The following is a 22821-nucleotide window of genomic DNA, read 5'->3' on the forward strand; positions in this document are numbered from 1 at the left end:
CGCGCTCAACCCGGTTTCACGTGAAACATCGCCGGTTTCACGGACGCACCAGGTCCCGCCGTATGGGCTTCCGCGCCCTCAGCTCTGAGCGGCCCACCATTCCTTGAGAGCGGCCACCGCGGTCTCGTGCTCCATCGGGCCGTGCTCCAGCCGCAGCTCCAGCATGTGCTTGTACGCCTTGCCGACCTGCGGGCCAGGACCGATACCCAGGATCTCCATGATCGCGTTGCCGTCCAGGTCCGGACGGATCGCGTCCAGCTCCTCCTGCTCCTGAAGCTGCGCGATGCGCTCCTCCAGCCCGTCGTAGGCGCGCGACAGGGCGGCCGCCTTGCGCTTGTTGCGGGTGGTGCAGTCCGAGCGGGTCAGCTTGTGCAGCCGCGCCAGCAGCGGGCCGGCGTCCCGGACGTAGCGGCGGACCGCGGAGTCCGTCCACTCGCCCGTGCCGTATCCGTGGAAGCGCAGATGCAGCTCCACCAGACGCGAAACGTCCTTGATCAGGTCGTTGGAGTACTTCAGGGCGGTCATGCGCTTCTTGGTCATCTTCGCCCCGACCACCTCGTGGTGATGGAAGGAGACCCGACCGTCCTTCTCGAAGCGCCGCGTCTTGGGCTTGCCGATGTCGTGCAGCAGCGCCGCCAGCCGCAGCACCAGGTCGGGCCCGTCGTCCTCAAGGTCGATGGCCTGTTCCAGCACCGTCAGCGAATGCTCGTAGACGTCCTTGTGGCGGTGGTGTTCGTCGCTTTCCAGACGCAGCGCGGGCAGCTCCGGCACCACCCGGCCGGCGATCCCGGATTCGACCAGCAGCCGCAGGCCCTTGCGCGGGTTCGGCGCCAGGAGGAGCTTGTTCAGTTCGTCACGGACCCGCTCCGCGGAGACGATCTCGATGCGCTCGGCCATCTCCGTCATCGCCGCGACGACCTCGGGTGCCACCTCGAAGTCCAGCTGGGCGGCGAAGCGGGCCGCCCGCATCATCCGCAGCGGATCATCGGAGAACGACTCCTGCGGCGTCCCCGGAGTCCGCAGCACGCGGGCCGCCAGGTCCTCCAGCCCGTCGTGCGGGTCGACGAACTCCTTCTGCGGAAGCAGCACCGCCATGGCGTTGACCGTGAAGTCCCGGCGGATCAGATCGTCCTCGATCGCGTCGCCGTACGACACCTCGGGCTTGCGCGAGGTCCGGTCGTACGCCTCGGACCGGTAGGTCGTGATCTCGATGTCGAACGAGTCCTTCTTGCACCCGACCGTGCCGAAGGCGATACCGACCTCCCAGACCGCATCCGCCCACGGCCGGACGACCTTCAGCACGTCCTCCGGCCGGGCGTCGGTGGTGAAGTCCAGATCGTTGCCGAGCCGACCGAGCAGTGCATCCCGGACCGACCCGCCGACCAGGGCAAGCGTGAACCCGGCCTCCTGGAAGCGGCGGGCCAGATCGTCCGCGACGGGGGACACCCGCAGCAGCTCGCTCACGGCACGTCGCTGCGCGTCGTTCAGCGCGTCCGTCGGCTGCGGAGTCCGCTCGGTCCGCGTGGTGGGGAAGTCATTCTTGGCGTTCGGCACAACAGAAAAGGGTACGTGGCCGCGCAACAACCAGCGTCACGTTAATAAAGGGGACAAGGGGTACATGGCCTCCCTGCGCGGTGATCATGTGGCGCAGTCCCCGGCACTACGGCGCGCCGGGCCTCGTTACCATTCGTGGACGCACATTCCGACGACCACTGACGACGACGAGGGACGGGCGAGCGCGTGGCCGATGCGGCAGGGTTCCAGGCGACTGAACGGCCGCGTGGCCGGTGGCTGCGCAGGACCGTGACGCTGCTCACCGGGGTACCCCTGCTCGTAGGAACGCTGCAGGCCGTAGCCGCTCCCGCGGCCAAGGCGGCGCCGGCCGACACACATCCGGTCAATGTCACGATCAACGCGATGTCGCCGGCCGCCCCGGGCAAGGACGACACCGTCACCGTCTCCGGCACGCTGACCAACGGCAGCAAGAGCACGATCACCAACGCCCACGTCGGACTGCACCGCGGCTCCGCGCTCAACGACCGCAGCTCCATCGAGGCTGTGACAAAGCGCACCGGCTATCTGCCGGGGGCCGACGGCAAGGAGATCGACGACCACACCGAGAAGATCGACAAGCTGGATCCGGGCGCCAGCCGGCCCTTCACCGTCAATGTCCCGGTCAAGGACCTCGGCCTCAGCGACGACGGCGTCTACCCGCTCGGGGTGACCCTGTCCGGGCACACCGCGAACTCGTCGTACGACCAGGTCCTCGGTATCGACCGGACCTTCCTGCCCTGGCAGGGCGCCGCACCGGCGAAGAAGACCCAGCTCACGTACCTGTGGCCGCTGATCTCCACCACCCACCTCACGGCCGAGACCGGTGCCGACGCCCAGCAGACGCCGGTCTTCCGCAACGACGACCTCGCCGCGGAGATCGCGGACGGCGGCCGGCTCCAGAAGATGGTCGAACTCGGCAAGAACCTCCCGGTGACCTTCGTCATCGACCCCGATCTGCTCGCGACCGTCGACGCGATGACCAAGCCGTACCGCGTGCACGACCCGGACGGCCCGATGGGCAAGAACCAAGCCGTCGCCAAGCAGTGGCTCAACGATCTCGTGAACGCCGTGAAGGGCCACGAGGTCGTCGCCCTGCCGTTCGGCGACCCGGACCTGGCCTCGCTCGCCCATCACGGCAAGAGCGTGCCCAGCGCACTCAGCCACCTCGGCCCGGCCACCGAACTCGCCTCGAAGACGGTGGACACCATCCTCGGCGTGAAGCCGCGCACCGACTTCACCTGGCCGGTGAACGGCGCCCTCGACTCCTCGGTCGTCGACGTCGCCACCTCGGCCGGCGCCCACAACGTCATCACCCGCAGCGACAGCCTGCGGGACAACAGCCTGCCGTACACCCCGACCGCCGCCCGGCCCGTCGGCGGCGGCAACACCGCCATCGTCACCGACACCCAGCTGTCCCGGGCCTTCGAAGGCGACATGTCGAAATCCGGGAACGCCAGCCTGGCGATCCAGGAGTTCCTCGCCGAGGCCCAGATGATCGGCCTGGAGAACCCGGAACAGCAGCGCAGCATCGTCGTCGCGCCGCAGCGGATGCCCTCGCTGAGCCAGGCCCAGGCGATGGCCGGCGCGCTGCGGAACCTGGAGTCGGCCGGCTGGGTCCAGCCGACGAAGCTCGGCGACGCCGCCAAGGCCAAGCCCGACCCGGACGCCAACCGCCAGATCCCCGCCCGCTCCGCGTACCCGTCGTGGCTGCGCCGGCAGGAGCTGCCCGGCGACGCCTTCCGGCAGATCGAGGACACCCAGACCGCGCTGGCCGACTTCCAGGTGGTCCTGGCCCAGCCGGAGCGCGTGGTCACCCCGTTCGGCAACGCCATAATGCGTGAGATGTCCACCTCGTGGCGGGGCGACAGCAAGGGTGCCGCCACGTTCCGCGCCTCGGTCCGCGGCTATCTCGACGGCCTGACCAAGAAGGTCCATCTGATCCCCAAGTCGGAGGCGACGCTCTCCGGCCGCAGCGCCACGATCCCGGTGACGGTCCAGAACAACCTCCTGCAGGGCGTCAAGGGTCTGACCCTGAAGCTGACCTCGTCGCAGCCCAACCGCCTGGACGCGGGCAAGCCGCAGCTGATCAAGGTGGACGGCGGCCACAGCCAGTCGTTCAAGTTCGAGACCACCGCGAACGCCAACGGTCTCGCCTGGGTGACCGCCCAGCTCTACACCTCGGACGGCAAGCCCTACGGTGAGCCGATGACGTTCCGGGTGAACGTCACCGAGATCACCGCCACTGTGATGCTCGTCATCGCCGGCGGCGTCCTGCTGCTCGTGCTCGCCGGCGTCCGGATCTACCTCCAGCGCAAGCGGGCGGCCGCCGACGACACCGAGGTCGAGGAAAACGGCGAGGACAACGGCGGTTCCGCCGCCGAGGACAAGAACGGCGACGACGGTGGCGCGGCCGGCGACGGCCCCGAGCAGCCGAGTGACCCCGCGCCGGACACCGGATCGGGAAAGTCCGGGCCGTCCGGCTCGGGTGAGAAAGTGGACCGTTGATAGACAACGGGGCCGGAGGCCCGGCGACGGATGAGGTGGGGCAGCGATGAATGCGCCGTATGACGGTGACCGCGGCCGGGGCGCCCATGGCGATCCCTCGGGGGCGGTCCCTCCGACGCCGCCGTTGCCCACGGACCAGGAGCCCTACGTCCAGGACGCCTACCGCAACGATCCGCACCAGGCATCGGCCCCCACGGCCGAGAGCCCGGCCGCCGAGACCGGCTACGACCGTGCCGCGCCCCCGCCGTCCCCGGGGCGGCCCGCACATCCGCTCTACCAGCAGCCGCCCGGCACCCAGCAGTGGCCCGCGTCCGCACCGGCGGAGCCGCAGGCACCGGCCCACGATCTGTCATACGGCGACCCCGACGCGACGGTGCAGTTCGCCGGCGGCGACGCGCTGAGGGCCCAGGGCGCCGGCGAACACCCCGAGCGCGACGCGTTCGCCCACCTCTACCGGGACCAGCAGCAGCCCTACCAGCCGCCGCACCCCGAGCCGGAGCCCGCGAGCGCGCCGGCGCCCGCGGCCACGACCGGCCCCGAGCCGGTGGCACAGCAGCTCACCGAGGAGCCCGAGCCGGAGGCCGAGGCCGCGCCCGTGGCGGCGGCAGGCAAGCAGTCCGGCGGCCGCGCCTCCGGGCTGCTGAAGTCCAGCGCGGTGATGGCCGCCGGCACGATGGTCTCCCGGCTCACCGGCTTCGTCCGCTCGGCGCTGATCGTCGCGGCGCTCGGCGGCGCCGTCCTCGGTGACTCCTGGCAGGTGGCCTACCAGCTGCCGACGATGATCTTCATCCTGACCATCGGCGGCGGCCTGAACTCCGTCTTCGTCCCGCAGCTCGTCCGCGCCATGAAGGAGGACGACGACGGCGGCGAGGCATACGCCAACCGGCTGCTCACCCTCGTCATCGTCGTCCTGGGCGCCCTGACGATACTCGCGGTGTTCGCCGCGCCCCTGCTGGTGAAGCTGGTCTCGTTCGACATCTCCCGCAATCCGGCGGCCAACGAGGTCGCGGTCGCCTTCACCCGCTACTGCGTGCCCACGATCTTCTTCATGGGCCTGCACGTCGTCATGGGCCAGATCCTCAACGCCCGTGGCCGCTTCGGCGCGATGATGTGGACCCCGGTCCTCAACAACATCGTCATGATCTCCACCTTCGCCCTGTTCATCTGGGTCTACGGCACGGCGAAGACCTCCCACATCGGCGTCACCACGATCCCCGACGAGGGCATCCGGCTGCTCGGCATCGGCACCCTCCTGGGCCTGGTGGTCCAGGCGCTGGCGATGATCCCGTATCTGCGCGACGCCGACTTCAAGCTGCGGCTCCGGTTCGACTGGCGCGGCCACGGCCTGGGCAAGGCCGCCAAGCTCGCCAAGTGGACGGTGCTGTTCGTCCTCGCCAACCAGGCGGGCGTCCTGGTCGTCACCCAGCTCTCCACCTGGGCCGGAAACACCGCCGACCGGCAGGGCCACCCGGGCACCGGCTTCATCTCCTACGCCAGCGCCCAGCTGATCTGGAACATGCCGCAGGCGATCATCACCGTCTCGGTCATGGCCGCACTACTGCCGCGGCTGTCCCGCTCCGCGCACGACGGCGACACCGGGGCCGTCCGGGACGACATGTCCCAGGGCCTGCGCACCTCGGCCGTGGCCATCGTCCCGATCTCGTTCGGGTTCCTCTCCCTCGGCATCCCGCTGTGCACACTGGTCTACGGTTCGTCCGGTGCCGGGGTCCCCATGGGCTACATGCTGATGGCCTTCGGCGTGGGCCTGATCCCGTTCTCGGTGCAGTACGTCGTCCTGCGCGCCTTCTACGCGTACGAGGACACCCGCACCCCCTTCTACAACACGGTGATCGTCGCCGGCGTCAACGCCGCTGCCTCCGCCCTCTGCTTCCTCGTCCTGCCCGCCCAGTGGGCCGTGGTGGGCATGGCGGCGTCCTACGGCCTCGCCTACGTCATCGGCGTCGGCGTCGCCTGGCGCCGGCTGAGCAAGCGGATGGGCGGCGACCTGGACACCGCGCACGTGGTGCGGACCTACGCGCGCCTGGCCGGCGCCAGCATCCCGGCCACGATCATCTCCGGCATCCTGGTGTACGTCCTGATGCGGGCTCTCGGCACCGGGTTCGTCGGCTCGCTCGCGGCACTCATCGGCGGCGCCGCCGCACTTCTGGCCGTCTTCTACCTCGCCGCCCGAAAGATGCGGATCGAGGAACTGAACGCGCTGGTCGGCATGGTCAGGTCCAAGCTGGGACGCTGATCGGGCACAACCATCGACTGCCACCGTGTGTCGTGCATAGTGGCGGACTGTGGGCACAATTGTCTTGGCTCATTGAGCCTGCAACGGATGGGGAGGCAGGAACGACGGTGGCGGAACGGAGCACGGCTGCCGTCGACGTGGCCGACACGAGCGGCGAGGAGCCGCTGACCGCCCAGGCGGGGCGGGCCACGGACGACGGTGCGGAGGCCGAGAAGGTATCCGGCAAGGACAAGGACGCCGCACGCACCGAAGGCAAGGGTGCCGAGGCAACCGACCCCAAGCCTCCGGAACTCCACAGCGGCCACAAGCTCGCCAGACGTTACCGACTCGAGGAGTGCGTCACCCGTCTGGACGGATTCAGCAGCTGGCGCGCGGTCGACGAAAAGCTCCGCCGGGCCGTCGGCGTCCATGTCCTGCCCGCGGACCACCCCCGTGCCCGCCCGGTGCTCTCGGCCGCCCGCTCCTCGGCGCTCCTCGGCGATCCCCGCTTCGTCCAGGTCCTCGACGCCGTCGAGGACAACGACCTGGTCTACGTCGTCCACGAATGGCTGCCGGACGCCACCGAGCTGGCCACGGTCCTCGCCAACGGTCCGCTGGAGCCCCACGACGCCTACCAGCTCGTCAGCCAGATCTCCCAGGCCATGGCCGCCGCCCACCGCGAGGGCCTGTCCCATCTGCGGCTCACCCCCGGCTCGGTGCTGCGCACGGAGTCCGGTCAGTACCGCATCCGCGGCCTCGCGGTCATGGCGGCGCTCCGCGGCATCACCTGCGATCACCCGCAGCGCACGGACACCGAGGCGATCGGCGCGCTGCTGTACGCCGCCCTCACCCAGCGCTGGCCGTACGAGAACGACGCCTACGGCCTCACCGGCCTACCCAAGGGCGTCGGCCTGATCGCCCCCGACCAGGTCCGCGCGGGCGTGCATCGCGGCCTGTCCGAGCTCGCCATGCGAGCCCTGGTCAACGACGGCGCCACCGCCTCCCGCCAGGAGCCGCCGTGCACCACGCCGGAGGAGCTGGCCAAGGCGGTCGCCGCCATGCCGCGCATCCGTCCGCCGGAGACGGCGTTCTCCACCCCGCCGCCGTATCAGCGGACGGGTTTCCAGCAGGGCTCCTACGCCCAGTCGGTCAAGGCGACGCAGCCCGTTCCCGCGCCGCCGCCCCCGCTCCAGAGCCGCACCGGAAAGGCGCTGAAGTGGTCCGTCTCCGCGCTGCTGATCGCGGCACTGGGCCTGGGCAGCTGGCAGCTGGCGGACACGCTGCTGAAGTGGGAGAACGACCACGACACGTCGCAGAACTCGCAGACCGCCGGCGGAAGCGCCAAGAAGCCCGACAGCAAGCCGATCAAGATCGTGGACGGCGCCGAGTACTACCCCGACGGCCAGCCGCAGCACCCCAACCAGGCGAGGGCCACCTACGACGGAGACCCCTCGACGTACTGGCAAAGCAAGAGCTACCGCGAGGGTCCCGATCTCAACCCGGCCTTCAAGAAAGGCGTCGGGCTGATCTACGACCTCGGCTCCGAGCAGCAGCTAAGCAGTGCTTCCATCGGGCTGCACTACACCGGTAGCCACACGACGCTGACGCTCTACGCCGCCGATTCCTTCTCCCCATCCGAGCCGCTCAGCTCCATGCGCGAGCTCGGTACGACCAAGACCTCGGGCAACACCGCCAAGGTCACGCTGAAGACACCGGCGAAGGCACGCTATGTCGTCGTGTGGATCACCGCGATGCCCGACTCGCCCGCGGACACCTACAGCCGCGCCGGCTTCAAGCAGGGCGTGACCGAGGTCTCCTTCACCAGCTGAGCAGGCACGCTGTCCGGAAGGGACGGGGGTGCGAGAGCGACCGGGTTTCGGGTCGGCTCCCGCACCCTCGCCCCTCGGTCCATCGAGGCCGTTTCCGGTTGGCAAGGTGCCTTTCCCAGCATTTACTTTCGCCACCCGGCGGGCTTCAATGGGACCGAGATCAGGCAGCTACGGCCGGGGGGCCCGTGTCCACCGACAGCGACAAGGCTTCGACACCAACCGACGCTGATCTCCTCGCCCTACATGTGAAGGGCGATCCCGACGCGTTCGGGGAACTCGTCCGACGCCACCGTGACCGGCTGTGGGCCGTAGCCTTGCGCACCCTCGGTGATCGTGAAGAAGCCGCCGATGCTGTGCAGGACGCGCTCGTCTCCGCCTATCGCGCGGCCCACACTTTCCGCGGCCAGTCCGCCGTGACGACCTGGCTGCACCGGATCACAGTCAATGCCTGTCTGGACCGGGCGCGGAAGGCCACCTCCCGGCGTACCTCTCCCATTGCCGAAACCGAGCGCCTGGAGCAACTTCTGGAGCCCGAGGAGTCCGCCGCGCTCCCCGCCGAACGCGAGGATCTCCACCGTGAGCTGCTCCGTGCGCTGCGCACCCTGCCCGAGGAGCAGCGGGCCGCCCTCGTGCTCGTCGACATGCAGGGATACTCCGTCGCGGAGGCCGCAGACATCCTCGACGTCCCGACGGGCACGGTGAAAAGCCGGTGCTCACGCGGGCGGGCTCGTCTCCTGCCGTTGGTCACCCATCTGCGCGACGGCAACGGGGGTAGCAATCCCGCGAGCGGGGGAAGGAACCGGGCGCAGGGGACATCCGTCCCACCGACGGCAGGACCGAAGGGCACAGGTGCCGTGAAGGGCGGAGGTGGGCGAGCGTGACGTCGACGACCGGCGCCGGCGAGCACCCGGAGGTTTCCGAGATCTCCGATCTCACGGACGGGCTGCTCTCCCCCTCACGTACCGCGGATCTACGGGATCATCTCGCCGGCTGCGTGCTGTGCGAGGACGTCCATGCGTCGCTGGAGGAGATCCGTGGGCTCCTCGGTACGCTCCCCGGCCCGACGCGGATGCCTGCCGATGTCGCCGAGCGCATCGATGCGGCTCTTGCCGCCGAGGCCCTGCTGGACTCCACCACAACAGACGGCGAACCACTCGTTTCACGTGAAACATCGCTCCCGCACGGATCGTCGCTTGGCTCGGTTTCACGTGAAACATCGCCCATGCCAGCCTCTGTTTCACGTGAAACCAGCGTCCAGCCGCCTCAGCGAGCAACCTCCGCCCCTCCGGCAGGGCGGGCCCGTGGCACTTCCGGGCCGGGGCGCCAAACGCCGGGAGGCCGATCGTCCCGGTCCCGCCGGTGGCCCCGGGTTCTGCTGGGCACCGCGGCCACTGCGGCGGTGCTCGGAGTGGGCAGTCTGCTTCTCCAGAACGCCGGCACCAGCGGCGTCCAGGCAAACAAGCCGGAGAGCGGCTCTTCCGCGAGCGGGAGCTCTTCCTCAAGCCTGACGACCGCGTCGCTCGGAGCAGACGTCCACAAGCTGCTCGCTACGAAGAAGGCACAGCACCATCCGGAGATCGGCGCACGTAGCTCAACCGAGACACCGATGCGGGGCGAGCCCGACGCCGTCCCGTCGTGCGTGCGTCAGGGCATCGGCCGCACCGAGACGCCACTGGCTTCCAGCCGCCGCACGTATGAGGGCAAGGACACATTCCTGGTCGTGCTGCCGCACCCGTCCGATCCGAAGAGCGTCTCCGCCTATGTCGTCACCGCCTCGTGCGTCTCGGCAGCTCCGCCCGCTCCCGGGAAGGTTCTGCTGACGCACTCGTATCGGCGAGACTGAACGGCGGCATGTGCGCTGTGGCACTCCGGGAATGCTCGCCCCTTAGGATCCGTTGGGTGGGGTGAGAGTTCCGAGACCCCAGCCAGCCGTCGGCAGAGACAAGGAAGACACCCGTGAGCGACGTCCGCAACGTGATCATCATCGGCTCCGGGCCCGCGGGCTACACCGCAGCGCTCTACACCGCCCGCGCGTCCCTGAAGCCCCTCGTCTTCGAAGGCGCCGTCACCGCCGGCGGTGCGCTGATGAACACCACCGACGTGGAGAACTTCCCCGGCTTCCGCGACGGCATCATGGGTCCGGACCTGATGGACAACATGCGCGCCCAGGCCGAGCGCTTCGGCGCCGAGCTGGTGCCGGACGACATCGTCTCGGTCGACCTCAGCGAGGAGATCAAGACCGTCACCGACACCACGGGCACCGTGCACCGCGCCAAGGCGGTCATCGTGGCCACCGGCTCACAGCACCGCAAGCTCGGCCTGCCGCGCGAGGACGAGCTGTCCGGACGTGGCGTCTCGTGGTGCGCGACCTGTGACGGATTCTTCTTCAAGGACCAGGACATCGCCGTGATCGGCGGCGGCGACACCGCGATGGAAGAGGCCACCTTCCTCTCGCGCTTCGCCAAGTCCGTCACGGTCGTCCACCGCCGCGACACCCTGCGCGCCAGCAAGGCGATGCAGGAGCGTGCCTTCGCCGACCCGAAGATCAAGTTCGTGTGGGACAGCGAGGTCGCCGAGATCCACGGCGAGAACAAGCTCTCCGGCCTGACGCTGCGCAACGTCAAGACGGGCGAGACCTCCGAGCTTCCGGTCACCGGCCTCTTCATCGCGATCGGCCACGACCCGCGGACCGAGTTGTTCAAGGGTCAGCTGAACCTCGACGACGAGGGCTACCTCAAGGTCGATGCGCCCAGCACCCGGACGAACCTGTCGGGCGTCTTCGCCGCCGGCGACGTCGTCGACCACACCTACCGTCAGGCGATCACCGCCGCCGGCACGGGCTGCTCCGCCGCCCTCGACGCCGAGCGGTTCCTCGCGGCTCTCTCGGACGGCGAGGCCACGGCCGAGCCGGAGAAGACCCCTTCCGCCTGACCCGCACACCCGAGCTTTCCCACCCCGACCCACCCCAGTAAGGAGATTGCCATGGCCGGCGCCACGGTGACCGTCACGGACGCCAACTTCGAAGAGGTCGTCCTCAACAGCGACAAGCCCGTCCTCGTGGACTTCTGGGCCACCTGGTGCGGCCCGTGCCGTCAGATTGCCCCGTCCCTGGAGGCCATTGCCGCCGAGCACGACGAGATCGTCATTGCGAAGCTGAACACCGACGAAAACCCTGCGACCACCGCCAAGTACGGCGTCATGTCGATTCCGACCATGAACGTCTACAAGGGCGGCGAGGTCGTGAAGACCATCGTCGGTGCCAAGCCGAAGGCCGCCATCGAGAGGGACCTCTCGGACTTCCTCGCCTGAGGCACGCCGTCACGTTTCACGTGAAACATGGCCCGCTCCCTTCGTGGGGGCGGGCCAGTTTCACGTGAAACACTCGGCCATGTTTCACGTGAAACATGGCGACGATGCGTCTCACAACGGCCGAAGCGCGGGCTCCTTCTGCACGGCTCCGAGCAGACGGTCCAGCGCAAGCTCCACATCTTCCTTCCACGAGATCGTGGTCCGCAGTTCCAGCCGCAGCCGCGGAAAACGTGGATGCGGGCGGACGGTCTTGAAGCCCACCGCCAGAAGGTGCTCGGCGGGCAGCACACACGCCGGCTCGGTCCAGCGAGCATCACCGAACGCCTCAATGGCCTTGAAGCCGCGCTGGATGAGATCCTTCGCCACCGTCTGGACCATCACCCGGCCCAGCCCCTGCCCCTGAAAACCGGGAGTCAGCCACGCCGTCAGCAACTGCACCGCATCCGGCGACACCGGGCTGGTGGGAAAGGCTGTCGAGCGCGGGACATACGCCGGCGGGGCGTACATGACGAAGCCGGCCGGCACATCGTCGACATAGACGACGCGCCCACAGGATCCCCACTCCAGCAGGACCGCAGAAATCCAGGCTTCCTTCTCCAGCTCGGGACGCCCCGCCTTTACCGCGGCTTCGCCGCTGACGGGGTCGAGCTCCCAGAACACGCAGGAGCGGCAGCGCTTGGGGAGATCCGGAAGGTTGTCCAGCGTGAGCGGTACGAGCCGACGGCCCATGGAACCAGGTCCTCGCTTCCCTCGCCTGCCGCACCACGCAGCGCTCTCAGCGCCGCCTGCTCCCTGAGCAGACCACCAACGAACCCTCCGAGGGCTGCGAGCCCGAAGCCCGCTGCCAGCAGTCCGGTGCGGCTCACTGATCGCATGGCCCTCTCCTCGATATGAGGTCTCCACGTGGATGCGTGCCATACCCGATCGCATCGTATCCACCCGTTACGGGCGGGGGTACTGCCGGACAGCAAAGGGCGAGGCGTGTTCCGGTATCAGTTCCGGAACACGCCTCGCCCACGAGCCGAAAACGTCAGCTCAGTGTTCTTCGTCGCCGTCCACGTGGGGCGTGTTTCCCAGGACGGGGCCCTCACCCGGAGCCAGGGTTCCCAGAATGCGCTCCAGGTCTTCCATCGAGGCGAACTCGACGACGATCTTTCCCTTCTTCTGGCCAAGATCGACCTTCACCCGCGTTTCGAAACGGTCGGACAGCCGGGAGGCGAGACCGGTGAGCGCGGGGGAGACCCGAGCGCCCGCCCGGGGCTTCTTCGCCGTGCCGGCACTCTTGGGGCCGGCCCCCATGAGCGTCACGATCTCTTCGACCGAACGGACCGACAGCCCCTCCGCCACGATCCGGCGCGCCAGATTGTCCTGCTCCTCATGGTCTTCCACAGAGAGCAGCGCCCGGGCGTGCCCAGCGGAGAGCACCCCCGCCGCGACCCGCTTCTGTACGGACGGTGAGAGCTTCAGCAGCCGCAGTGTGTTGGTGACCTGAGGACGCGAACGCCCGATGCGGTCGGCCAGCTCGTCGTGCGTGCACTTGAAGTCCTGCAGCAACTGGTCGTAGGCAGCGGCCTCTTCCAGCGGGTTCAGCTGAGCCCGATGCAGATTCTCCAGAAGCGCGTCGAGCAGCAGTCGCTCGTCTTCCGTGGCCCGCACAATCGCGGGGATCCTCTCCAGGCCGGCTTCACGGCAGGCCCGCCAGCGCCGCTCACCCATGATGAGCTCATAGCGCTCCGGCGCCGTCTGGCGGACCACCACCGGCTGGAGCAGGCCCACCTCCTTGATGGAGGTGACCAGCTCGGCGAGGGCATCCTCGTCGAAAACCTCTCGCGGCTGCCGCGGATTCGGCCTGACCGCGTCCAGCGGAACCTCGGCGAAGTGCGCACCGGCCACCTCTGCCGGGACACCACTCGTGCTCTCCGCCTCGCCCGATGTTTCACGTGAAACACCGGGCGTCGGCAACGAAGCCACCTTGGCAGCCGCCACTCCTCGGTCCGGAGCCAGAACCGGTACGGACGACGGCGACGTCGACCCCCTTCCCACCGCCGGCGCGGACGGATCCGTGCCCTGCGGTGCCGCGGGGATCAGCGCACCGAGCCCGCGGCCCAGCCCTCTACGTCGTTCACTCACTGATTCCCCTCCGAGATGCTGTGCTGTGCTTGGTAGTTCACACTCAGGCCCTGCTCCCCGGTCTGCGAAACCCCCCGCAGCGCAATCTCTCTGGCCGCTTCGAGATACGAGAGCGCGCCACTGGATCCCGGGTCATAAGTCAGCACCGTCTGCCCATAGCTGGGTGCCTCCGAGATGCGTACCGAGCGGGGGATGCTCGTCCGGAGCACTTCCTTGCCGAAGTGGCTGCGCACCTCATCGGCGACCTGCGAGGCCAGGCGGGTACGTCCGTCGTACATGGTGAGCAGGATCGTCGAGACATGGAGCTTGGGGTTGAGATGCCCCCGCACCAGCTCGACGTTCCGCAGCAACTGCCCCAGGCCCTCCAGCGCGTAGTACTCGCACTGGATCGGAATCAGCACCTCGGCGCCGGCGACCAGCGCATTGACAGTCAGCAGACCGAGCGAGGGCGGACAGTCGATGAGGATGTAGTCCAGCGGCTGTTCATACGCCTGGATGGCGCGGTCCAGCCGGCTTTCGCGTGCCACCAGCGAGACCAGCTCGATCTCGGCACCGGCCAGGTCAATGGTGGCGGGGGCACAGAAAAGCCCCTCCACCTCGACCACCGGCTGCACGACGTCGGAGAGTGGCTTGCTCTCGACCAGCACGTCATAGATCGACGGCACTTCGGCGTGATGGTCGATCCCCAGGGCCGTCGACGCATTGCCCTGCGGGTCGAGGTCGATCACCAGCACCCGGGCTCCGTGCAGGGCCAGCGAAGCCGCAAGGTTCACGGTGGTGGTGGTCTTACCGACCCCGCCCTTCTGATTGGCGACCACGATGACCCTGGTCTCTTCAGGGCGGGGCAGCCCCTCGCCTGCGCGGCCCATCGCGCCTACCGCCAGCTGCGCTGCGCGACCTACCGGTGTGTTGTCCATCAGGGGCGGCGTTTCACGTGAAACGTCGTCCCCGAACGACTCGTTGCGGGGACCGGGGACCGGATCGGTCATCGGTCCCGCGATGTTGGCGTCGGACCGCAAGGATTCACTCTCCTCGACATCAGGCTCACAATGGTGAGAGCCTGCCATGCTTTCGGCGTCGCGAACCAGTGAGGTCCGTTCTCCTGTGGATGAACCCGCTTCTGTGGATACTTTCGTGACCCGTGTGGGTTTCCTGTCGTGCGGCTCGGCAGCCGCACGACCGCGGCTGATGATCCCTTGCAGCAGAGAACGACGTTTCACGTGAAACACGATGCCAGCGCCGCGTCCGATTAAGCCGCGACACTCCGTCTTATGGCTTTTTGTAGCGCTTGCGGAATTCGCCCTATCCGCTCTTCAGCGGACTGTTTTGCCCGCCATGGAGAAACAGCACGGATTTCTCCCGCAGGGCGCTCAGCGTCGGCGCCCCCTCGACGGCCGACTGGTGCGCGCCGCCTTCGCCCGCTTTGCCGCAAAGCGCACCCCACCGGGGCTCTCACCGACCTCGACACGCACCACGGTCGACAGCGGATCCACCACGCCCTCGCCAACATGCAGGACCGACGTATCCACCACGCCGAGCTTGCTCAGCGCGGCACGGGCCGCCTTGAGCTCCTCCTCCGCGGTGTCGCCCTTGAGCGCCAGCATCTCTCCGTAGGGACGCAGCAGCGGCACCCCCCAGCCGGCCAACCGGTCGAGCGGCGCGACGGCCCGCGCGGTCACCACATGCACCTGCGGAAGCTTGCCCATGACCTCTTCCGCGCGCCCCCGCACGACCGTGACGTGATCCAGCCCGAGCAGCTCGACGACCTCCTGGAGGAAGTTCGTCCGCCGCAGCAGCGGCTCCAGCAGCGTGATCTTGAGATCTGGGCGCACCAGCGCCAGCGGGATACCGGGCAGCCCGGCGCCCGACCCCACGTCGCACACCGAGACGCCCTCCGGGACCACTTCGGAGAGCACCGCGCAGTTCAGCAGGTGCCGCTCCCACAGCCGCGGCACCTCGCGCGGCCCGATCAGCCCGCGCTTCACGCCCGCGTCGGCGAGCAGTTCGCCGTACCGCACGGCCTCCGCAAAGCGCTCGCCGAAAACCTCCTGCGCCACTTTCGGCGCGGGAGGGAGCTCCGCTGATGCCTCCGTCACGGGAACCGCCCTTCCTCTGGACTGCTTTTCCTGCCGGGAACCCGGTGTTACGACCGGGGATAACACAGAAGGCTGACAAGTTTTGGCCCCGCCTGCGAGCAGACGGGGCCAAAGAAGAACTGCGCGCGAAGCGTCAGGCCGGGAGGACCACCACGCGGCGCTGCGGCTCCTCGCCCTCGGACTCGCTCCGGAGCCCGGCCGCGGCCACCGCGTCGTGCACGACCTTGCGCTCGAACGGGGTCATCGGGTCGAGCTTCACCGGCTGACCGGTGCTCTTGGCTTCCTCCGCTGCGCTCGCGCCGACCTTCGCGAGCTCCTCGCGCTTCTGCGCCCGGAAGCCGGCGATGTCCAGCATCAGACGGCTGCGGTCACCGGTCTCGCGGTGCACCGCCAGCCGCGTCAGCTCCTGGAGCGCCTCCAGCACCTCACCGTCCCGGCCGACCAGCTTCTGCAGATCACGGCTGGTCGACTCACCGATGATCGACACCGAGGCACGGTCCGCCTCGACGTCCATGTCGATGTCACCGTCGAGGTCCGCGATGTCCAGCAGACCTTCGAGGTAGTCGGCCGCGATCTCGCCTTCCTGCTCCAGGCGGGTCAGGGTGTCGGCGCCCTTGGTGCCAGGGGTCGTGTCCGTCACGTAAGGACTCCTTCTTACTTCTTGGACGGGTGCTTGGGGCGCTGCTGGCCCTTGCGCTGCCCGGACTTGGTGTTACGGGATCCGGAGGCGGCGCCGTCCTTGGCGGACGTACCACCCTTGCCCTTGGCATCCTGCTCGCCGGTGCTCTTCGAGGCCGAGGAACTCGCCCGCGTGCGGTTCTGCGCGGTCCCGGCCGGCGCGGGGGCGGCCCCCTGACGCTGGGCCTTTGTCTGCCGCTTCGGCTGCTGGCGGTTCTGGCGCGCCTCCTCGGCGGCCTTCTTCGTCGCGATCTCGGCGGGGCTCTCGACGATCTTGCCCTGGGCGCGCAGCCGCTCCTGACGCTCGGTGTACGCCTTGCTGCCCGGGGTGGGGTTACGGCGGATCACGTACATCTGCTGGCCCATGGTCCACACGTTGGTGGTCAGCCAGTACACGAGGACACCGACGGGGAAGTTGATGCCGAAGACGGCGAACATGACCGGGAAGACGTACATCAGCATCTTCTGCTGCTGCATGAACGGCGTCTTCACCGTCAGGTCGACGTTCTTCGTCATCAGCTGGCGCTGGGTGTAGAACTGCGACGCCGACATCAGGACGATCATGATGACCGTGACCACACGGACATCGGTCACCGAAGCGCCCAGGCTCTGGATCTTCGCCGCGGTGTCCATGAACTTCGCCGCGAGCGGCGCACCGAAGATGTGCGCCTTCTGCGCGCTCGCCAGCAGCGTCGGGTCGATGAAGCCGACGGTCTTGTTCTGCGCGATGTGGCTGAGGACCTGGTACAGGGAGATGAAGAACGGGGACTGCGCCAGGATCGGGAGACAGCTCGAGAGCGGGTTGGTGCCCGACTCCTTGTAGAGCTTCATCATCTCTTCGGACTGGCGCTGCTTGTCGTTCTTGTAGCGCTCCTGGATCGCCTTCATCTTCGGCTGGAGCGCCTGCATGTTCCGCGTCGCCTTGATCTGCTTCACGAAGAGCGGGATCAGGCAGATGCGGATCAGCACCACCAGCGAGACGATGGCCAGGCCCCACGCCGCGCCACTGTTCGGATTGAAGATCAGGCTGAAGAACGAGTGGAACTGGACGATGATCCAGGACACTGCGTAATAAAGGGGACTGAGGATCGTGTCCACGAATCAGGCTCCTTGGGCGTTGGGCTGAGTCTCGGGCTGGGCGACAGGCTCAGGGACGGTGGGCCCGCCCAGGCGGCTCCTCAGCCGCTGATGCCAAACCGGACGCTTCCGGGGAGGGACGTGGTCGACGCCACCGAGCGACCACGGATTGCACCGCAGGATGCGCCAGGCGGTAAGCGCAGTCCCCTTCACCGCGCCGTGCCGGTCGATGGCCGTGTAGCCATAGTGCGAACACGACGGGTAGTACTTGCAGACCGGGCCCAGCAAGGGGCTGATGGTCCACTGGTAGATCTTGATCAAAAGCAGCAGCGGGTACTTCACTGTGCGCTCCCTCCCGGGTCCCGTCCGGGTTTCCCGGGGCCGGCGGCGCACCCGCCGTCGGTCACCGCCCCGGTGGGATTGCAGCCTTTCGGCGCCCCTCCCAGCAGCCGCGCCAGGGCGGCGTCCAGGTCGCGGGCCAGCTGGTCGTACTCCGCCGTGCCCGCGCCGGGCAGGGCCCGTACGACAACCAGGCTACCGGCGGGCAGCCGGTCCAGCCGATCGCGCACGAGGTGGCGGAGCCTCCGCTTGACCTTGTTGCGGACGACCGCGGCGCCAACGGCCTTGCTCACGACGAAACCCGCACGCGCCGGGGGAACACTTTCCCCCGCTGCGTGCGGGTCCGTTGCACCGCTACGACAGTGCACGACAAGGAGCGGGCGACCGGCCCTGCGTCCCCGGCGTACCGCGGTCGCGAAGTCCTCGCGCCGCCTCAGCCGATTTTCGCTAGGCAGCACGTCATGGACCTAGTCGGGCTGGTCAGGCCGACAGGCGGGCGCGACCCTTGCTGCGGCGCGACGCGAGGATCGCGCGGCCGGCACGGGTCCGCATGCGCAGACGGAAACCGTGGGTCTTCGCGCGACGGCGGTTGTTCGGCTGGAAGGTGCGCTTGCTCACTCGGGGGCTCCAGAAATCTTGTTGTCTCGGAGAGACAGATGTGTGGGGCGTCGACTGGCTGTCACCGTGCGCCCACGAGTAGCTCGCCACGCCCGAGTGCACCGCTACACGACCACGAGAGCGCGATCTTTGCCCATCGGAGGCAGGCGGCAGCAGCCATCGACAACTCGACCTGGTCACGGTACGCGGGGCTACGCCATCCGGTCAAACCAGCTCCCGAACTGTGCGGAGAGCCCTTGCCAGGACACACACTATGCACAGCCTGTGGACAACAACTTGAATCCCCAGGCCCGCCCTGACTACCGTGGCTGAACTCCATTTCCTTCCCGCCCGTCCTGAGAATCACACATTCGTGGGACTGTGAGAGAGCGTGCCCTGTGGCTGATGTACCTGCCGATCTTGCCGCAGTGTGGCCACGTGTACTCGATCACCTCTTGCGGGCCGACGCCGACGGCCTCAAGCCCAAGGACCAGGACTGGCTCAAGCGCACCCAGCCCCTGGCGCTGGTCGCGGACACCGCGCTGCTCGCCGTCCCCAACGAGTTCGCCAAGGGCGTGCTCGAGGGCCGGCTCGCGCCGCTGATCGGCGAGGCGCTCAGCCATGAGTGCGGACGGCCGATCCGGATCGCGATCACCGTCGACGACTCCTCCGAGGAGCCCGCGGCCCAGCCGCCCGCGCCCCCGCAACAGCACCCCCAGCCCCCCCAGCACCAGCCGCAGCACGACGCGTACGACGGCTACGACGGGCGGCACGACTCCCGCCAGGGTTACGGGCACCAGGGCGACGACCTGCCCAGCGTCCGCCCCGCCTACCCCGACTACCCGCAACCGCGCCACGAGCCCGGCGCCTGGCCGCAGCACTCCCGCACCGACGCGGTCGGCCCGCGCGAGGAGTACGGCGGCTGGCAGCAACAGCAGCTCGGCGGCTACCCCGACCGCGAGACGTCCACGGAGCAGTGGCGCGAGCCCTACGGCTCCTCTCCGCCCCCGCATCTCCAGCAGCACCAGAACGACTACCGGGCGCAGGGGCCCGACCGCAGCGGGCCGCGCCCCTCGGACGGCCCGCGCTCCCCTTATGAGCAGCAGCGCCGCGAGCTCCCGGACCTGCCGCCCCCCGGCCCCGGCGGCCGGCCGGGCGGCCACGGTGCGCCGCCGCCACCGCCCAGCGGCGCCCCCGGCCCGCTCGCCGCGCAGCCCGCGCCGGCGACCGGCCCCGGTGAACCGACCGCGCGGCTGAACCCGAAGTACCTCTTCGACACCTTCGTCATCGGTGCCTCCAACCGCTTCGCGCACGCCGCGGCGGTGGCGGTCGCCGAGGCGCCGGCCAAGGCGTACAACCCGCTGTTCATCTACGGGGAGTCGGGCCTGGGCAAGACCCACCTGCTGCATGCCATCGGGCACTACGCCCGCAGCCTCTATCCCGGCACCCGGGTGCGGTACGTGAGCTCGGAGGAGTTCACCAACGAGTTCATCAACTCGATCCGCGACGGCAAGGCGGACGCGTTCCGCAAGCGCTATCGGGACATGGACATCCTGCTCGTCGACGACATCCAGTTCCTCGCGAGCAAGGAATCGACGCAGGAGGAGTTCTTCCACACCTTCAACACCCTGCACAACGCCAACAAGCAGATCGTGCTCTCCAGTGACCGGCCGCCCAAGCAGCTGGTCACCCTGGAGGACCGGCTGCGCAACCGCTTCGAGTGGGGGCTGATCACGGACGTCCAGCCGCCGGAGCTGGAGACCCGGATCGCGATCCTCCGCAAGAAGGCGGTGCAGGAGCAGCTGAACGCGCCGCCGGAGGTGCTGGAGTTCATCGCTTCCCGGATCTCGCGCAACATCCGCGAGCTGGAGGGCGCGCTGATCCGGGTCACCGCGTTCGCCTCGCTCAACCGGCAGCCGGTGGACCTCGGGCTCACCGAGATCGTGCTGAAGGACCTGATCCCCGGTGGTGAGGACACCGCGCCGGAGATCACCGCGACCGCGATCATGGCCTCGACCGCCGACTACTTCGGGCTGACCGTGGACGACCTGTGCGGCTCCTCGCGCAGCCGGGTGCTGGTGACGGCCCGCCAGATCGCGATGTACCTGTGCCGGGAGCTCACCGATCTCTCGCTGCCGAAGATCGGCGCGCAGTTCGGCGGCCGCGACCACACGACCGTGATGCACGCCGACCGCAAGATCCGCGCGCTGATGGCCGAGCGGCGCTCCATCTACAACCAGGTCACCGAGCTGACCAACCGCATCAAGAACGGCTGAGGCGCCCCGCCGCCGGCCGCCACGCCATCAGGGCGCTCCGGGACCCGCTCCCGGGGCGCCCTTCGTCGTTCCCGGCCGCGGAGCGCACCCGGAACCGCCGTGCGGCACGTCGACGGGGTTCGCGCAGGCCGAGCGGAGGGTCTTTCCGAGCCGGTGCGGCAGCCGGTCGCGGGGGTCATGAGCACCGTCCACCGTCATCCCGAACCTGTGGAGAGCGTCGACTCTGTTCGATTCCCGGCGAGGTCACGGCCTCTCTCCACAGATTGGGCAAGAATCTTCCGTCCACAACCTGGGGAGGGGAAAGTTATCCCTGTGAGATCCACAGGCCGGTGTGCTGACGGGTCATCGGACGAGGTCAACCGCGTGTGGAATTGTGGCCAACCGCAATCCACAGCCTGTGGACAAGGAATTCGTCCACAGGCGCGCCGACGACTTGTCCACCGGCCGCCCACAGGCTGGGGGCCGTTGTCCCCAGTGATCGCCGGCTTCTCCACACCGCTGTCCACTGTTCGGCAACGCGACACCGCCCCTCACCGCGCCGAGTGAAAGCAGTCACACCAAGGTGGTGGGTTGGGCTGTGGGGAACGTGGGTAAACCTGGGGACGGCACTGGGGAGAAGTGCCTCCGCCCTGTGCATGGGGTGTGCAGAACTTCGCCCGGTCCACAGCCGAGCCCGCTTATCCACGGCTGCCACCCACAGGCGCGGTGGACAAAAAATCGGCGCTGACCTGCGCAAAGTCAGTTGTCCACGGTTTCCACAGGGCCTACTACTACGACCACGGATATCTACCGGGGAACTCGCTCGGAATCGGGCCCTGTGCACAACCGGGCTCCGGAGCGCGCCGCTCCGGTCGGCCCGACTTGACCCCGAGCCGCACCGACTGTCGGTGGCGTGCGTCAGACTGGTCTCCGGCAACTCAGCCGACGACGAAGAGCCAGCAGGGCGAGAGCCAGCAACAGCAGGAGGCGGTTTCCGGTGAAGATCCGGGTGGAGCGCGATGTACTCGCGGAGGCAGTGGCGTGGGCGGCCAAGAGCCTCCCGGCCCGTCCGCCGGTGCCCGTCCTCGCGGGCCTGCTGCTGAAGGCCGACGACGGCGCACTGAGCCTCTCCGGCTTCGACTACGAGGTCTCCGCGCGGGTCTCGGTGGACGCGGAGGTGGAGGAGGAGGGCACCGTCCTCGTCTCCGGCCGTCTGCTCGCCGACATCTGCCGGGCCCTCCCCAACCGCCCGGTGGAGATTTCCACCGACGGTGTACGCGTCACGGTGGTGTGCGGCTCCTCCCGCTTCACCCTCCACACCCTGCCTGTGGAGGAGTACCCGTCCCTGCCGGCGATGCCCACCGCCACCGGTACCGTCTCCGCCGAGGTCTTCGCCGCGGCCGCCGCCCAGGTGGCCATCGCCGCCGGCCGTGACGACACGCTCCCGGTGCTCACCGGTGTGCGGATCGAGATCGAGGGCGACACCGTCACCCTGGCCTCGACCGACCGCTACCGCTTCGCGGTCCGCGAGTTCCTGTGGAAGCCGGAGAGCCCGGACGCCTCCGCCGTCGCCCTGGTCCCCGCCAAGACGCTGCTGGACACCGCCAAGTCCCTGAGCAGCGGCGACACCGTCACCCTGGCGCTGTCCGGCTCCGGCCAGGGCGAGGGCCTGATCGGTTTCGAGGGCGCCGGCCGACGGACCACGACCCGTCTGCTCGAGGGCGACCTGCCGAAGTACCGGACGCTCTTCCCCACCGAGTTCAACTCCGTCGCCGTGATCGAGACCGCCCCGTTCGTCGAGGCCGTCAAGCGTGTGGCACTGGTCGCCGAGCGGAACACCCCGGTGCGGCTGAGCTTCGAGCAGGGCGTGCTGATCCTGGAGGCCGGCTCCAGCGACGATGCACAGGCTGTGGAGAGGGTCGACGCCGACCTGGAGGGCGACGACATCTCGATCGCCTTCAACCCCGGCTTCCTGCTGGAGGGCCTGTCGGCGATCGACTCCCCGGTTGCCCAGCTGTCGTTCACGACGTCGACGAAGCCCGCGCTGCTCAGCGGCCGCCCGGCCAAGGACGCCGAGGCCGACGACGCCTACAAGTACCTGATCATGCCCGTGCGCCTGTCGGGCTGACGCCGGCGGACGGCTGTCGTACGGACCGGGCCCCGGCCGTCGCCGGGGCCCTTGCGGCGACCGGCTGACGGGCCCCGATGAGCGGCTGAGC

General features: G+C 68.8%; 18 protein-coding genes and 1 pseudogene. 9 read left to right on the plus strand and 10 right to left on the minus strand.

Annotation, left to right across the window (positions count from 1 at the left end; all coding sequences use genetic code 11):
* Positions 1-78: 78 nt before the first annotated feature.
* Complete coding sequence (locus ACRAS8_RS17905; RefSeq protein WP_438487041.1) at positions 79-1554, minus strand: CCA tRNA nucleotidyltransferase; 1476 nt, start codon at positions 1552-1554, stop codon at positions 79-81.
* A 249-nt stretch (positions 1555-1803) separates the two neighbouring features.
* Here ACRAS8_RS17905 and ACRAS8_RS17910 point away from each other — a divergent pair, with 249 nt between their 5' ends.
* The 7 genes from ACRAS8_RS17910 to trxA all read left to right on the plus strand — a co-directional run bounded on the left by ACRAS8_RS17910 (position 1804) and on the right by trxA (position 11430).
* Entirely contained in the window at positions 1804-4059 is a 2256-nt protein-coding gene (locus ACRAS8_RS17910; protein WP_438487042.1) for a DUF6049 family protein, read from the plus strand.
* Positions 4060-4105: 46 nt separating this feature from the next.
* Complete coding sequence (gene murJ / locus ACRAS8_RS17915) at positions 4106-6313, plus strand: murein biosynthesis integral membrane protein MurJ (RefSeq protein ID WP_438487043.1); 2208 nt, start codon at positions 4106-4108, stop codon at positions 6311-6313.
* A gap of 107 nt (positions 6314-6420) precedes the next feature.
* A complete protein-coding gene (locus tag ACRAS8_RS17920; protein ID WP_438487044.1) occupies positions 6421-8121 on the plus strand; it encodes a protein kinase family protein in 1701 nt (566 codons plus the stop codon).
* 185 nt (positions 8122-8306) lie between these two features.
* On the plus strand, positions 8307-9002 hold the full coding sequence (gene sigM / locus ACRAS8_RS17925) for an RNA polymerase sigma factor SigM (RefSeq protein WP_438487045.1): 696 nt from the start codon (positions 8307-8309) through the stop codon (positions 9000-9002).
* Complete coding sequence (locus ACRAS8_RS17930; protein WP_438487046.1) at positions 8999-9964, plus strand: anti-sigma factor family protein; 966 nt, start codon at positions 8999-9001, stop codon at positions 9962-9964. Before sigM ends, ACRAS8_RS17930 begins: the two co-directional genes overlap by 4 nt.
* A 113-nt stretch (positions 9965-10077) precedes the next feature.
* Entirely contained in the window at positions 10078-11052 is a 975-nt protein-coding gene (gene trxB / locus ACRAS8_RS17935; RefSeq protein ID WP_438487047.1) for a thioredoxin-disulfide reductase, read from the plus strand.
* Between the two features lie 51 nt (positions 11053-11103).
* On the plus strand, positions 11104-11430 hold the full coding sequence (gene trxA / locus ACRAS8_RS17940) for a thioredoxin (RefSeq protein WP_438487048.1): 327 nt from the start codon (positions 11104-11106) through the stop codon (positions 11428-11430).
* Positions 11431-11541: 111 nt separating this feature from the next.
* Here trxA and ACRAS8_RS17945 read toward each other — a convergent pair whose 3' ends face one another.
* The 9 genes and pseudogenes from ACRAS8_RS17945 to rpmH form a co-directional block, all read right to left on the minus strand.
* On the minus strand, positions 11542-12159 hold the full coding sequence (locus tag ACRAS8_RS17945) for a GNAT family N-acetyltransferase (RefSeq protein WP_438487049.1): 618 nt from the start codon (positions 12157-12159) through the stop codon (positions 11542-11544).
* Positions 12160-12465: 306 nt separating this feature from the next.
* A complete protein-coding gene (locus tag ACRAS8_RS17950; protein ID WP_438487050.1) occupies positions 12466-13560 on the minus strand; it encodes a ParB/RepB/Spo0J family partition protein in 1095 nt (364 codons plus the stop codon).
* Positions 13557-14627 carry an AAA family ATPase gene (locus ACRAS8_RS17955; RefSeq protein ID WP_438490519.1) on the minus strand — a complete coding sequence of 357 codons (1071 nt, stop codon included), beginning with the start codon at positions 14625-14627 and terminating at the stop codon, positions 13557-13559. The genes ACRAS8_RS17950 and ACRAS8_RS17955 overlap by 4 nt, the downstream gene beginning before the upstream one ends.
* Positions 14628-14930: 303 nt before the next feature.
* The gene (gene rsmG, locus ACRAS8_RS17960; protein ID WP_438487051.1) at positions 14931-15656 is read right to left on the minus strand and encodes a 16S rRNA (guanine(527)-N(7))-methyltransferase RsmG; all 726 of its coding nucleotides are present in this window, start codon (positions 15654-15656) and stop codon (positions 14931-14933) included.
* Between the two features lie 133 nt (positions 15657-15789).
* Positions 15790-16296, minus strand: coding sequence for a protein jag (locus tag ACRAS8_RS17965; protein WP_438487052.1), 507 nt, complete (start codon positions 16294-16296; stop codon positions 15790-15792).
* A 14-nt stretch (positions 16297-16310) separates the two neighbouring features.
* Positions 16311-17432: a membrane protein insertase YidC gene (gene yidC / locus ACRAS8_RS17970; protein ID WP_438487053.1), complete on the minus strand. Its 1122-nt coding sequence runs from the start codon at positions 17430-17432 to the stop codon at positions 16311-16313.
* A gap of 3 nt (positions 17433-17435) precedes the next feature.
* Entirely contained in the window at positions 17436-17753 is a 318-nt protein-coding gene (gene yidD / locus ACRAS8_RS17975) for a membrane protein insertion efficiency factor YidD (protein ID WP_006604423.1), read from the minus strand.
* Positions 17754-17839: 86 nt separating this feature from the next.
* Positions 17840-18208: pseudogene (gene rnpA / locus ACRAS8_RS17980) on the minus strand (ribonuclease P protein component); the annotation flags it as partial.
* A 22-nt stretch (positions 18209-18230) separates the two neighbouring features.
* A complete protein-coding gene (gene rpmH, locus ACRAS8_RS17985; RefSeq protein WP_003956500.1) occupies positions 18231-18368 on the minus strand; it encodes a 50S ribosomal protein L34 in 138 nt (45 codons plus the stop codon).
* Between the two features lie 377 nt (positions 18369-18745).
* On the opposite strand from rpmH, the gene dnaA reads away from it, so the two are divergent.
* Together dnaA and dnaN are read left to right on the plus strand one after the other, a co-directional pair.
* The gene (gene dnaA / locus ACRAS8_RS17990) at positions 18746-20623 is read left to right on the plus strand and encodes a chromosomal replication initiator protein DnaA (RefSeq protein WP_438487056.1); all 1878 of its coding nucleotides are present in this window, start codon (positions 18746-18748) and stop codon (positions 20621-20623) included.
* Between the two features lie 976 nt (positions 20624-21599).
* Positions 21600-22730 carry a DNA polymerase III subunit beta gene (dnaN, locus tag ACRAS8_RS17995; RefSeq protein ID WP_438487057.1) on the plus strand — a complete coding sequence of 377 codons (1131 nt, stop codon included), beginning with the start codon at positions 21600-21602 and terminating at the stop codon, positions 22728-22730.
* Positions 22731-22821: the final 91 nt, after the last annotated feature.

Source organism: Streptomyces sp. S186 (genome assembly GCF_051603415.1).
GTDB lineage: Bacteria > Actinomycetota > Actinomycetes > Streptomycetales > Streptomycetaceae > Streptomyces.

Excerpts from the sequence above, each read along its gene's own strand:
- murJ (WP_438487043.1), top strand. The coding sequence starts at position 4,106 with ATGAATGCGCCGTATGACGGTGACCGCGGCCGGGGCGCCCATGGCGAT.
- trxA (WP_438487048.1), top strand. The coding sequence starts at position 11,104 with ATGGCCGGCGCCACGGTGACCGTCACGGACGCCAACTTCGAAGAGGTC.
- ACRAS8_RS17945 (WP_438487049.1), bottom strand. The coding sequence starts at position 12,159 with ATGGGCCGTCGGCTCGTACCGCTCACGCTGGACAACCTTCCGGATCTC.
- ACRAS8_RS17955 (WP_438490519.1), bottom strand. The coding sequence starts at position 14,627 with ATGGCAGGCTCTCACCATTGTGAGCCTGATGTCGAGGAGAGTGAATCC.